General features: G+C 76.6%; 1 protein-coding gene. It reads right to left on the bottom strand.

Annotated features, from left to right (window positions below):
* Window position 1: 1 nt before the first annotated feature.
* On the bottom strand, window positions 2-13,615 hold the full coding sequence (locus PGN25_07590) for an amino acid adenylation domain-containing protein (GenBank protein ID MEH3117459.1): 13,614 nt from the start codon (window positions 13,613-13,615) through the stop codon (window positions 2-4).
* Between the last annotated feature and the right edge of the window lie 2 nt (window positions 13,616-13,617).

Below are 13,617 nucleotides of genomic sequence, written 5' to 3'. Positions count from 1 at the left end.
CTCAAGCCTCGATCTCGTCGAGCCAGCTTTCCATGTCGGCGAGCCGGCCCTCGCTCGGGTTCTCGTCGCCGGGCTCGTCCAGCGCGGCCGCCAGGTCCGCGAGGGTCGGGTGGTCGAACACGGCGCGCAGCGGCAGCCGCCGCCCGAAGCGTTCCAGGACGAGCGCACCGAGCCTCATCACGAGAAGCGAATCGCCGCCGCGCTCGAAGAAGTTGTCGTGGCGGGCGACGCGTTCCAGGCCGAGCACCGCGCACCAGATCGCGGCGAGCGCCGTCTCGGTCTCGCCCTGAGGCGCCTCGCCCGCCTCGGCCTCGTCCGCCCCGGTCCAGTCGGGCGGCGGCAGGGCCCGCCGGTCGAGCTTGCCGTTGGCGCTGAGCGGAAGCCGGGCCAACCCGACGAAGCGGGTCGGCACCATGTAGTCGGGCAGTTGCCCGGCCAGATGGGAGCGCAGGGCCGCCTCGAACCCCGCGTCGAGCGCGGTCGGCCCGAGGGGCGCCGCAGCCTCCGGTGTCCCGCCTCCACCCTCGGCACCGCCTTCCGGAACGACGTAGGCGACCAGCCGCAGGCCGCCCGGGGCCGGCGCGGCGATCACGGCGGCCGCGGCCACCCCCGCATGGCCCGACAGGCGCGCGGCCACCTCCCCGGGCTCGATGCGGAACCCGCGGATCTTCACCTGCTCGTCGAGCCGGCCGAGGAACTCCAGCGCCCCGTCCGCCCGCCGCCGGGCCCGGTCGCCGGTGCGGTACAGCCGCGCCCCCGGCGCGCCGAGCGGATCGGGCACGAAGCGCTCGGCGGTGGCGCCCGCCCGGCCGTGGTAGCCCCGCGCCAGCCCGACCCCGCCGATGTACAGCTCCCCCGCAACCCCCGAGGGAACCGGGTGGAGATCGGCGTCCAGCAGGTGGATGGCGGTGTTGGCGATCGGGTGGCCGATCGGCACGCTCGCCGCCCCCGGCTCGCTCCGGCAGGTCCAGGCGGTCACGTCGATCGCCGCCTCGGTCGGGCCGTAGAGGTTGATCAATTGGGCCGGCGAGCGGGCCAGCACCGCCTCCTGCAACGGCGGCGGCAGCGCCTCGCCGCTGCACAGGATGCGCCGCAGGCCGGTGCAGGCGTCGAGTTCGCCCGCGGCGACGAAGGCGGCGAGCATGGAGGGCACGAAGTGGACGTGGCTGACGCCGTGGCGGGTGATCAGCGTGCGCAGGGCCTGCGGGTCGCGATGCGCGCCGGGCGGGGCCATCACCAGACGGCTGCCCGCCATCGGCGGCAGGACGAGTTCCCAGACCGAGACGTCGAAACTCGCCGGGGTCTTCTGCAACACGCGGTCGTCGGGCCCGAAGCCGTATTCCTCCTGCATCCAGCGCAGGCGGTTGAGCAGGGCGCGGTGGGTGTTGGCGCAGCCCTTGGGCCGTCCGGTCGAGCCGGAGGTGTAGATGCAGTAGGCGAGGCTGTCGGGATGCGGCGCCGGCAGCGGCGCCGCGTCGAGGCCGTGTTCTTCCTGGTCCTCGTCCTGTTCGATCGTGATCACGGCGAGGTCGGGATGGTCGCAGCGGTCGGGCAGGGCGGGGGCGAGGGCGCGGTCGGTGAGCATCAGGCGCAGGCCGGCCTCGCGGACCATCTCGTCGAGGCGGGCACGGGGCAGGTCGGGCAGCATCGGCAGGAAGGCGGCGCCGGCCTTGAGGATGGCGAGCACGGCCGTGGGCAGGGCGCAGCCGCGTTCGAGGGCGAGGCCGACCAGGGTGTCGGGTCCGGCGCCCTGCGCGCGCAGGCGCCGGGCGAGGCGGGTGCTGCGGGCGTCGAGTTCGGCGAAGCTGAGGGTATGGTCGTCGTCGCAGACGGCGATCGCCCCGGGCCGGGCCGCGACCTGGATCGCGATCAGGTCGAGGACGCTCGAAGCCGGCGGCGTGAACGCCCGCGCCGTCGTGTTCCCTTCGTCCTGTTCGTCCTGGTACGGCATGGCGGGGATGGCTCCGAGGGGGGTGTCGGGCTCGGAGGCGGCGAGGGCGTCGAGCCCGGCGGCGAGCTGGTGGAGGGTCGCGCGCGCCTCGTGCGCGCCGATCCGGGCCGGGTCGTAGCCCAGGCGCAGGTCGAGCCGCGCCCCCGCCGTCCCGTCCGCCGTCTCCGCCGCCGCGCCTTCCGGGGCGCCGCGCAGGTGGGCGACCAGGGCGAGCGGGTAGTGCGTCCGCTCGCGCACCTGCTGCCCGAGCACGCGAAGACCGCCCCGCGCCCCGGCCGGGTCCTTCAGGTGCGACAGCGCCGCCTCGACCGGGTAGTTCTCGAACACCACCAGGCTGTCGAACAGCGCCCGCCCGGCCTGGCCGGCCAGGCGCTGCAGTGCGAACAGCGGCACGTGCGCCTGCTCGCGCAGCGACAGATTCAGGCCCTGCAGCCCCGTCAGCCAGTCCCGCACCCCCTGCTGCGGATCGAGCTCGACCACCAGCGGCAGCGTGTTGATGAACAGCCCCAGCATCGTCTCGGCGCCCGCCAGCGTCTCGGGACGCCCCGCCACCGTCACGCCGAAGCACACCCGCTCCGCGCCCGCCGCGCCGGCGCCCACCCGCGCCCCCGCCAGCCGCGCCCAGGCGCTCTGCACCAGCGTGTTCGGCGTCAGACGCCACGCCCGCGCCCGCGCCTGAAGCCGCGCCGTCGCCGCCGCGTCCAGGCACAGGCACGCCTCCGCTTCCCCTTGCGCCTCCCCCTGCGCCGCCTCCGGTTCGCGGAAGCCGTCGGCCAGCCGCGTCGGCGCGTCGAGGCGGGCCAGCCGTTCGCGCCAGAACGCCTCCGCGCCCGCCCGGTCCCGCCGCGACAGCCACGCGATGTAGTCGCGGAACCGGCCGGGCGTCGGCGCGGCGCCGTCCTGCCGGCCCCGGTAGCGCCCGATCACCTCCGCCAGCAGCCGCGCGGTGCTCCAGCCGTCGAGCACGATGTGGTGTAGCGTCAGGATCAGGTGATGGCGCGCCGCGCCGGTGCGGACCAGCCGCAGCCGCAGCAGCGGCGGCCGGGCGAGGTCGAAGCCGCGCGCCCGCTCCGCGCCCGCCAGCGCCTCCAGACGGGCTGGCAGGTCCGGCGTCGGGTCGGTGGGCAGATCCGGCGTCGGGTCCGCCGCGTCCGTCCCGGTCCAGTCCTCCAGCACCACCGGGTCGGGCAGGGCGGAGAGCACCGCCTGCAGCGGCCGGCCGGTGGCGGTGTCGGCCACGATCGCGCTGCGCAGGCTCTCGTGCGCGGCCAGGCTCGCCCGGAAGGCCGCGGCGAAGCGGGGCGCGTCCAGGTTCTCCAGGTCGAGCCGCAACTGGTTGCGGTAGGCGTCCGCCTCCGGCGCCTCCAGCGCGTGGAACAGCAGGCCCTGCTGCAGCGGCGAGAGCGGGTACACGTCCAGCACCTCGCCCGGCATCCCGCCCGGCAGTTCTCCCGGCATCCCGTCCGGTACTTGCGCCCCTTCGGCCGGTCCGCGCAGGCGCGCCGTCAGCGCGTCGAGCCCGGCCTGGTCGAGCCCCGACAGCGGCACGTCCGAGGGGGTGAGCCGCGCCCGCGTCGCCGGCGCCGCGCAATGCGCGATCAGGGCCTCCAGTGCCGTCCGGCTCGCCCGCGCCAGGGCGGCGATCGCCGCCGCCTCGTGCCGGCCTCGCGCGTAGCTGAACTCCAGCAGCAGGCGGCCCGCGCGCACCTGCGCGCTCACCAGCACCTCGACGCCCATCGGCGCGTCGGCCGCGCGGTCCGGGCCCGCCCGCTCCGGCCGCAGCGACAGGGGGCCGCCCGCCCCCGCCGCGCCGCCCGCGTCCAGGCCCGCGTCGAAGCCCGCGTCGATCTGGCCGAGGTAGTTCAGCGTCACCGTCGGCTCCGGCAGGGCGGCCAGGGCCGCGCGCGCCGCCGCGTCCGGGCCGTAGCGCAGGAGGCCGTGGCTGAGGCCGGGCGCGGGCAGGCCGCGCAGTTGCTCCTTGACCCGGCACAGGGCCGCGCCCAGCACCGCCCCGCTCCAGGGAGAGCCTTCCGCTTCTTGCCATGCCCCTTCCGCCGCCGTGTCGGAGGCTGCCGCGGCGGTGCCCGCGTCCTCGCCCAGCGGGTCGAGCCGCAGCGGCGTCAGGCTGGTGAACCAGCCCACGCTCCGGCTCAGGTCGAACCGGGCGGCCGCCGGCCCGTCCCTCTCCCCGTCCGCCCCCTCGGCCTGTCCCTCGGCTCGTGCGTCGGCCAGCGCATCGGCCAGCGCGTCCGCCTCGCGCCCGTGCCCCTCCAGCGCCAGCCGCAGCGGGCCGCGCCCGAGATGGCGGCGCAGGCCCAGCGCCAGGCCGGTGAGCAGGATCTCGTCGATCCGCGTCCGGTACGGCCGCGCGGCCGCCCGCAGCAGCGCCCGCGTCGTCTCGGCGTCCAGCGCCGCGCGGTGCCGGCGCCGCGCGCCCTCGACGTTGGCCGCCGCCGCGCAGGCCGGCTCCAGCCGCGCGGCCGGCCCCGACAGGTGCGACAGCCAGCCCGCCAGCCAGCCCGCGCGCAGAGCCGCGTAGGCCGGCTGCGCCGCCACCGCGTGGAGATGGTCGGCCCAGGCCGGGAAGCCCGCCGTCGGCGCGAGTTCCGCGATGTCCGTCGGAGCAGCCAGCGCCAGGGCCAGATCCTCGATCAGCACGCGCCAGGACACCGCGTCCACGCACAGGTGGTGGATCGCCACGATCAGGCGCGTCACCGGCGGCGCCGTCCCGCTCCCCGGCTCGTCCGGCCGCACCAGCACCGCGCGCAGGACCGGGCCGCGCTCCAGGTCGAGGCTGGTCTGCGCCTCCTGCGCCAGCGCCGCGAACCCGCCCGGCGCCCCGGCCTCCGCGCCGCCCGGCTGCGCCCGCCGCTGCCAGAGCAGCTCCGCCCCCGCGGCCTCCGCCTCCGCCGGGGTCAGGCAGGTCTGCACCCAGTCCGATCCGTCGTCCTCCCCCTCCCGGGCTCCGGCCGCCCCGTCGCCCCCGCCCGTCCGGGCGAAGCGCAGCCGCAGCGCCGCGTGCCGCGCCACCAGCCCGTGCAGGGCGCGCTCCAGCCGCCGCGCGTCGACCGGCCCGGGCAGGCCCAACACCACCGCCTGGTTCCAGTGCTGGCGCTGTGGCACCGGCGTCGCCAGGAACCAGCGCTGGATCGGCGTCGGCGGGACCGGCCCCGTCCGCTCCGCCGGCGCGGGGCCGGGGGCCGGGGCGGGCTGCCCCGCCGCGGAGGGCGCGTGCGCGGCCAGCGCCGCCAGGCTCTGATGCTCGAACACCGCCCGCGGGCTCAGGTCGAGCCCGGCCCGGCGGGCGCGGGTCACCAGTTGCAGCGCCAGGATGGAATCGCCGCCGCGTTCGAAGAAGTTGTCGTGGCGGGCGACGCGCTCCAGGCCGAGCACCGCGCACCAGATCGCGGCGAGCGCCGTCTCGCCCTCGCCCCGAGGCGCCTCGCCCGCCTCGGCCTCGCCCGCTCCGGTCCAGTCGGGCGGCGGCAGGGCCCGCCGGTCGAGCTTGCCGTTGGCGCTGAGCGGAAGCCGCGCCAGCCCGACGAAGCGGGTCGGCACCATGTAGTCGGGCAGTTGCCCGGCCAGATGCGCGCGCAGGGCCGCCTCGAACCCCGCATCGAGCGCGGTCGGCGCCGCCGCGTCGGTTGCTTCGGCGCCGCCCTCCGGCACGACGTAGGCGACCAGCCGCAGGCCGCCCGGGGCCGGTGCGGCGATCACCGCGGCCGCGGCCACCCCCGCATGGCCCGCCAGGCGCGCGGCCACCTCGCCGGGCTCGATGCGAAAACCACGGATCTTCACCTGCTCGTCGAGCCGGCCGAGGAACTCCAGCGCCCCGTCCGCCCGCCGCCGGGCCCGGTCGCCGGTCCGATACAGCCGCGCCCCCGGCGCGCCGAGCGGGTCGGGCACGAAGCGCTCGGCGGTGGCGCCCGCCCGGCCGCGGTAGCCCCGCGCCAGCCCGACCCCGCCGATGTACAGCTCCCCCGCCACGCCTGAAGGAACCGGGTGGAGGTCGCGATCGAGGACCCATGCCGTGCGGGCTCCGACCGGATGGCCGATCGGGGCGTAGGGCGCGTCGCAGGCGGTGTCGGCGCCGACCTTCCAGACGAGCGGCGTCACCACCGTTTCGGTCGGACCGTAGCCGTTGATCAGCGCCCGCGGTTTCAGGACGCGCCGCATGCGCTCGAACGCCTCGCGCGGCATCGCTTCGCCGCCGAACGAGTAGAGGTCGAGTGCGGGTGCCTCTCCGGCGGATTCCACCCACCGGGCCAGTTCGTCGATGTAGCTCGGCGGGAACCCGGCATTGGTGACGCCGTGGCGCCGGAAGGCGGCGAAGGTCCGTTCGGGCGACCAGAGCGCTTCGTCGCGCAGGACGAGGCTCGCCCCGCAGGTCAAGGCGGTCAGCCAGCGCTCGTGCGCGCCGTCGAAGGAGAAGGCGATGAAGTGGAACTCGCGCGAGGCTTCGTCCATGTCGTAGAGGGGCGCCGTCGCCCGGACATGCATGGCGAGGGGGCCGTGCGCCACGGCCACCGCTTTCGGCCGGCCGGTCGAGCCGGAGGTGTGGATCAGGTAGGCGAGGTTCTCGGGATGAAGGACGACGCAAGGCGGCGCCTCGGCCTCCGAGGGACGAGCGGTCTCCTCGATCGCTTCGAGCGTCACCACGCGGATGGACTCGATGCCGTCGAGCCTGCCGGCGAGGCCGTGACGGGTGAGAACGTGACGGGCGCCGCCCTCCGAGACCATCTCGGCGATTCGTCCGGGCGGCAGGTCCGGAGCGAGCGGCAGGAAGGCTCCGCCCGCCTTCAGGGTCCCCAAGAGGGCGGCGAGCAGGGAGACGGACCGTTCCAGCATGACGCCGACGACCGCATCGGGACCGACATCGCGGCGACGCAGCGCGTGCGCGATCCGGTTGGCCTGCGCTTCGAGCGAACCGCGGCTCGACTCGCGATCGTCGAAGATGACCGCGGTCCGCTCGGGCCGAGCCTCGGCGAAGCGGCGGATCATGTCGTGCACGTAACCGGCTCCGCTCGGCTCCGCCGTCGTGTTTCCTTCGTCTTGTTCGTTCTGGGCCGGCATGGCTGGGATGGCGCCGAGGGGGGTGTCGGGTTCGGCGGCGGCGAGGGCGTCGAGCCCGGCGGCGAGCTGGTCGAGGGTCGCGCGCGCCTCGTCCGCCCCGATCCGGGCCGGGTCGTAGCCCAGGCGCAGGTCGAGCCGCGCCCCCGCCGTCCCGTCCGCCGTCTCCGCCGCCGCGCCTTCCGGGGCGCCGCGCAGGTGGGCGACCAGGGCGAGCGGGTAGTGCGTCCGCTCGCGCACCTGCTGCCCGAGCACGCGAAGCGCCCCCCGGTCCTCCCGCGGCCCGGCCGGTGCCTTCAGGTGCGACAGCGCCGCCTCGACCGGGTAGTTCTCGAACACCACCAGGCTGTCGAACAGCGCCCGCCCGGCCTGGCCGGCCAGGCGCTGCAGTGCGAACAGCGGCACGTGCGCCTGCTCGCGCAGCGACAGGTTCAGGTCCTGCAGCCCCGTCAGCCAATCCCGCACCCCCCGCTGCGGATCGAGCTCGGCCACCAGCGGCAGCGTGTTGATGAACAGCCCCAGCATCGTCTCGGCGCCCGGCAGCGCCTCGGGACGCCCCGCCACCGTCACCCCGAAGCACACCCGCTCCGCGCCCGCCGCGCCGGCGCCCACCCGCGCCCCCGCCAGCCGCGCCCAGGCGCCCTGCACCAGCGTGTTCGGCGTCAGACGCCACGCCCGCGCCCGCGCCTGAAGCCGCGCCGTCGCCGCCGCGTCCAGGCACAGGCACGCCTCCGCCGCTTCCCCCTGCGCCTCCCCCTCCGCCTCCCCCTGCGCCGCCTCCGGTCCGCGGAAGCCGTCGGCCAGCCGCGTCGGCGCGTCGAGGCGGGCCAGCCGTTCGCGCCAGAACGCCTCCGCGCCCGCCCGGTCCCGCCGCGACAGCCACGCGATGTAGTCCCGGAACCGGCCGGGCGCCGGCGCGGCGCCGTCCTGCCGGCCCCGGTAGCGCCCGATCACCTCCGCCAGCAGCCGCGCGGTGCTCCAGCCGTCGAGCACGATGTGGTGCAGCGTCAGGATCAGGTGATGGCGCGCCGCGCCGGTGCGGACCAGCCGCAGCCGCAGCAGCGGCGGCCGGGCGAGGTCGAAGCCGCGCGCCCGCTCCGCGCCCGCCAGCGCCGCGAGCCGGGCCGGCAGGTCCGACGTCAGGTCGGTGGGCAGATCCGGCGTCGCGTCCGACGCGTCGGCTCCGGTCCAGTCCTCCAGCACCACCGGGTCGGGCACGGCGGAGAGCACCGCCTGCAGCGGCCGGCCGGTGACGGTGTCGGCCACGATCGCGCTGCGCAGGCTCTCGTGCGCGGCCAGGCTCGCCCGGAAGGCGGCAGCGAAGCGGGGCGCGTCCAGGTTCTCCAGGTCGAGCCGCAACTGGTTGCGGTAGGCGTCCGCCTCCGGCGCCTCCAGCGCGTGGAACAGCAGGCCCTGCTGCAGCGGCGAGAGCGGGTAGACGTCCAGCACTTCCCCTGGCATCCCGCCCGGCATCCCGTCCGGTACTTGCGCCCCTTCGGCCGGTCCGCACAGGCGCGCGGCCAGCGCGTCGAGCCCGGCCTGGTCGAGCCCCGACAGCGGCACGTCCGAGGGGGTCAGCCGCGCCCGCGTCGCCGGCGCCGCGCAATGCGCGATCAGGGCCTCCAGCGCCGTCCGGCTCGCCCGCGCCAGGGCGGCAATCGCCGCCGCCTCGTGCCGGCCTCGCGCGTAGCTGAACTCCAGCAGCAGGCGGCCCGCGCGCACCTGCGCGCTCACCAGCACCTCGACGCCCATCGGCGCGTCGGCCGCGCGGTCCGGGCCCGCCCGCTCCGGCCGCAGCGACAGGGGGCCGCCCGCCGCCGCCGCGCCGCCCGTGTCCAGGCCCGTGTCGAAGCCCGCGTCGATCTGGCCGAGGTAGTTCAGCGTCACCGTCGGCTCCGGCAGGGCGGCCAGGGCCGCGCGCACCGCCGCGTCCGGGCCGTAGCGCAGGAGGCCGTGGCTGAGGCCGGGCGCGGGCAGGCCGCGCAGTTGCTCCTTGACCCGGCACAGGGCCGCGCCCAGCACCGCCCCGCTCCAGGGGGAGCCTTCCGCTTCTTGCCGTGCTCCTTGCCGTGCTCCTTGCCGTGCTCCTTGCCGTGCTCCTTGCCATGCTCCTTCCGCCGCCGTGCCGGACGCTGCCGCGGCGGTGCCCGCGTCCTCGCCCAGCGGGTCGAGCCGCAGCGGCGTCAGGCTGGTGAACCAGCCCACGCTCCGGCTCAGGTCGAACCGGGCGGCCGCCGGCCCGTCCCTCTCCCCGTCCGCCCCCTCGGCCTGTCCCTCGGCTCGTGCGTCGGCCAGCGCATCGGCCAGCGCGTCCGCCTCGCGCCCGTGCCCCTCCAGCGCCAGCCGCAGCGGGCCGCGCCCGAGATGGCGGCGCAGGCCCAGCGCCAGGCCGGTGAGCAGGATCTCGTCGATCCGCGTCCGGTACGGCCGCGCGGCCGCCCGCAGCAGCGCCCGCGTCGTCTCGGCGTCCAGCGCCGCGCGGTGCCGGCGCCGCGCGCCCTCGACGTTGGCCGCCGCCGCGCAGGCCGGCTCCAGCCGCGCGGCCGGCCCCGACAGGTGCGACAGCCAGCCCGCCAGCCAGCCCGCGCGCAGAGCCGCGTAGGCCGGCTGCGCGGCCACCGCGTGCAGATGGTCGGCCCAGGCCGGGAAGCCCGCCGTCGGCGCGAGTTCCGCGATGTCCGTCGGAGCAGCCAGCGCCAGGGTCAGGTCCTCGATCAGCACGCGCCAGGACACCGCGTCCACGCACAGGTGGTGGATCGCCACGATCAGGCGCGTCACCGGCGCCGTCCCGCTCCCCGGCTCGTCCGGCCGCACCAGCACCGCGCGCAGGACCGGGCCGCGCTCCAGGTCGAGGCTGGTCTGCGCCTCCTGCGCCAGCGCCGCGAACCCTCCCGACGCCCCGGCCTCCGCGGCGCCCGGCTGCGCCCGCCGCTGCCAGAGCAGCTCCGCCCCCGCGGCGGCGGCCTCCGCCGGGGTCAGGCAGGTCTGCACCCAGTCCGATCCGTCGTCCTCCCCCTCCCGGGCTCCGGCCGCCCCGTCGCTCCCGCCCGTCCGGGCGAAGCGCAGCCGCAGCGCCGCGTGCCGCGCCACCAGCCCGTGCAGGGCGCGCTCCAGCCGCCGCGCGTCGACCGGCCCGGGCAGGCCCAGCACCACCGCCTGGTTCCAGTGCCGGCGCCGCGGCACCGGCGTCGCCAGGAACCAGCGCTGGATCGGCGTCGGCGGGACCGGCCCCGTCCGCTCCGCCGGCGCGGGGCCGGGGGCCTGCCCGGACTGCCCCGCCGTGGAGAGGGCGTGCGCGGCCAGCGCCGCCAGGCTCTGGTGCTCGAACACCGCCCGCGGGCTCAGGTCGAGGCCGGCCCGGCGGGCGCGGGTCACCAGTTGCAGCGCCAGGATGGAATCGCCGCCGCGTTCGAAGAAGTTGTCGTGGCGGGCGACGCGCTCCAGGCCGAGCACCGCGCGCCAGATCGCGGCCAGCGCCGTCTCGGTGCCGTCCCGCGGCGCCTCGCCCGCCTCGGCCTCGCCCGCCCCGGTCCAGTCGGGCAGCGGCAGGGCCCGCCGGTCGAGCTTGCCGTTGGCGCTGAGCGGAAGCCGCGCCAGGCCGACGAAGCGGGTCGGCACCATGTAGTCCGGCAGTTGCCCGGCCAGATGCGCGCGCAACGCCGCCTCGAACCCCGCGTCGAGCGCGGTCGGCACCAGCGCCGCCTCGGCATCGCCCTCCGGCACGACGTAGGCGACCAGCCGCAGGCCGCCCGGGGCCTGGACCGCGATCACGGCGGCCGCGGCCACCCCCGCATGGCCCGCCAGGCGCGCGGCCACCTCCCCGGGCTCGATGCGCAAACCGCGGATCTTCACCTGCTCGTCGAGCCGGCCGAGGAACTCCAGCGCCCCGTCCGCCCGCCGCCGGGCCCGGTCGCCGGTCCGGTACAGCCGCGCCCCCGGCGCGCCGAGCGGGTCGGGCACGAAGCGCTCGGCGGTGGCGCCCGCCCGGCCGCGGTAGCCCCGCGCCAGCCCGACCCCGCCGATGTACAGCTCCCCCGCCACGCCTGAAGGAACCGGGTGGAGGTCGGCGTCCAGCAGGTGGATGGCGGTGTTGGCGATCGGGTGGCCGATCGGCACGCTCGCCGCCCCCGGCTCGCTCCGGCAGGTCCAGGCGGTGACCTCGATCGCCGCCTCGGTCGGGCCGTAGAGGTTGACCAGCCGGGCCGGGGAGCGGGCCAGCACCGCCTCCTGCAGCGGCGGCGGCAGCGCCTCGCCCGTGCACAGGATGCGCCGCAGGCCGGTGCAGGCGTCGAGCTCGCCCGCGGCGACGAAGGCGGCGAGCATGGAGGGCACGAAGTGGACGTGGCTGACGCGGTGGCGTGTGATCAGTGCGCGCAGGGCCTGCGGGTCGCGGTGCGCGCCGGGCGGGGCCATCACCAGACGGCTGCCGGCCATCGGCGGCCAGAGCAGTTCGTAGATGGCGATGTCGAAGCTGAGCGGCGTCTTCTGGAGGAGGACGTCGTCGGGCCCGAGCGGATCGTCGTCCTGCCCCCAGCGCAGGCGGTTGAGCAGGGCGCGGTGGGTGTTGGCGCAGCCCTTGGGCCGTCCGGTCGAGCCGGAGGTGTAGATGCAGTAGGCGAGGCTGTCGGGGTGCGGCGGCGGCAGCGGCGCCGCGTCGAGGCCGTGTTCTTCCTCGTCCTGTTCGATCGTGATCACGGCGAGGTCGGGATGGTCGCGGCGGTCGGGCAGGGCGGGGGCGAGGGCGCGGTCGGTGAGCAGCAGGCGCAGGCCGGCCTCGCGGACCATCTCGTCGAGGCGGGCACGGGGCAGGTCGGGCAGCATCGGCAGGAAGGCGGCGCCGGCCTTGAGGATGGCGAGCACGGCCGTGGGCAGGGCGCAGCCGCGTTCGAGGGCGAGGCCGACCAGGGTGTCGGGTCCGGCGCCCTGCGCGCGCAGGCGCCGGGCGAGGCGGGTGCTGCGGGCGTCGAGTTCGGCGAAGCTGAGGGTGTGGTCGTCGTCGCAGACGGCGATCGCCCCGGGCCGGGCCGCGACCTGGATCGCGATCAGGTCGAGGACGCTCGAAGCCGGCGGCGCGAACGCCCGCGCCGTCGCGTTCGCGCGTCGCAGCTCGGCGTGGTCGCCTTCCGTCAGCAGGCTCGCCTCGTGGAGCGGCCGTTCCGGCGCCGAGACCAGATGCCCGAGAAGCGCCACGAAACCGTCGCGCCAGCGCAGGGCCGTCGCCTCGTCGATCAGATCGCGCGCGTAGACGAGCTCGGCCAGGATCGCGTCGGGCCCCTCCTCGGTCGTGGTCAGGCTCAGGTCGACCTGCGCCCGTCCGCTCGAGCGGGGCACGCGCTCGACATCGAGATCGCCCAGACGGATCTTCGCCGCGTCGCGCTGCTGACGATGCTGGAAAAGCACCTGGAACAGGGGATTGCGGCTGAGCTCCCGCTCCGGGCGCAATGCGCCGACGAGGCGTTCGAAGGGCACCGACTGGTGTGCCTGCGCGTCCACGGCGAGGTCGCGGACCGCTTCCACCGCCTCGCGGAAGTTCATGCGGGAATCGAAGGCGAAGGGCAGCACCTGCGTGTTCGCGAAGGTGCCCATCATCGACTCGGTCCCGGCCTGCATCCGGTTCGCCACCGGCACGCCGATGCGCACGCTCGCCTGACCGCCGAGCCGTTGCAGCAGGATCGCGTAGCTTGCGACGAGGACGTGGAACGGGGTCGCGCGATGGCGCCGCGCCAGCGCGTGGACCCGGGCGGACGTCTCCGCGGAAAGCCGCGTGGACACGCTGCCCCCGGAAAAGCTCGGCATCTCCGGGCGGGGGCGGTCCGCGGGCAGATCGAGGACCGGGTGTTCGGTGCCGAGCAGTCCGGTCCAGAAGGCGAGGCCGTCCGCCGCGGCGCCGGCCTCCAGCATCCGGTTCTGCCAGACGGCGTAGTCGGCATAGTGCAGCGGCGTCGGCGCCCAGTCCGGCGTGCCGCCCCGGCGGAACGCCTCGTAGGCGAGGCCGAGATCGTCGACGAGCAGGTCGATCGACCGGCCGTCGGCGATGATGTGGTGGAGCGTCAGGAGCAGGAGGTGTCGATCCTGCGCCTCCCGCACGAGGGCGATCCTCAGGAGCGGTCCCTGCGTCAGGTCGAAGGGTGTGCCTGCCTGCTCCGCGGCGATCCGCTCCCGCTCGGCCTCGGCCCGCCCGTGATCGAGGCCGCTCAGGTCGCGGCGCAGCATCTCGACGGGCATCGCGGCGCGGATCCGCTGGACCGGCTCGCCCTCCCGGCTCGGAAACTCCGTGCGCAGGGCTTCGTGGCGCTCGATCACGGCGGCGAAGGCGGACGCGAGGGAGGCCTCGTCGAGGGGGCCTCCGAGGCGGAGCGCGCCGACGATGTGATAGGCCGTGCTGTCCGGTTCGAGCTGCCAGAGAAGCCAGAGCCGGCGCTGCGCATCGGAGAGCGGCATCGCGTCCGAGCGCGGTGCCGACGCGATCGGAAGCCGGGCCAGATCGATGCCGCGCGCGCGCACCTGATCGAGAAAGAGCCGGCGCTTCTCGACGGGCAGCGCGCCGAGGCGCTCGGCGATGGTGCGGAGCTGGTCCGCGCGCAGTCCGCTCATGT

The sequence above is a fragment of the Methylorubrum populi genome (genome assembly GCA_036946625.1).
Taxonomy (GTDB): Bacteria; Pseudomonadota; Alphaproteobacteria; order Rhizobiales; family Beijerinckiaceae; genus Methylobacterium; species Methylobacterium populi_C.
This window is presented reverse-complemented; position numbering and strand designations above follow the sequence as displayed.

What these genes read in the sequence shown, in the direction of transcription:
- PGN25_07590 (MEH3117459.1), bottom strand. Translation starts at nt 13,615, where the DNA reads ATGAGCGGACTGCGCGCGGACCAGCTCCGCACCATCGCCGAGCGCCTC.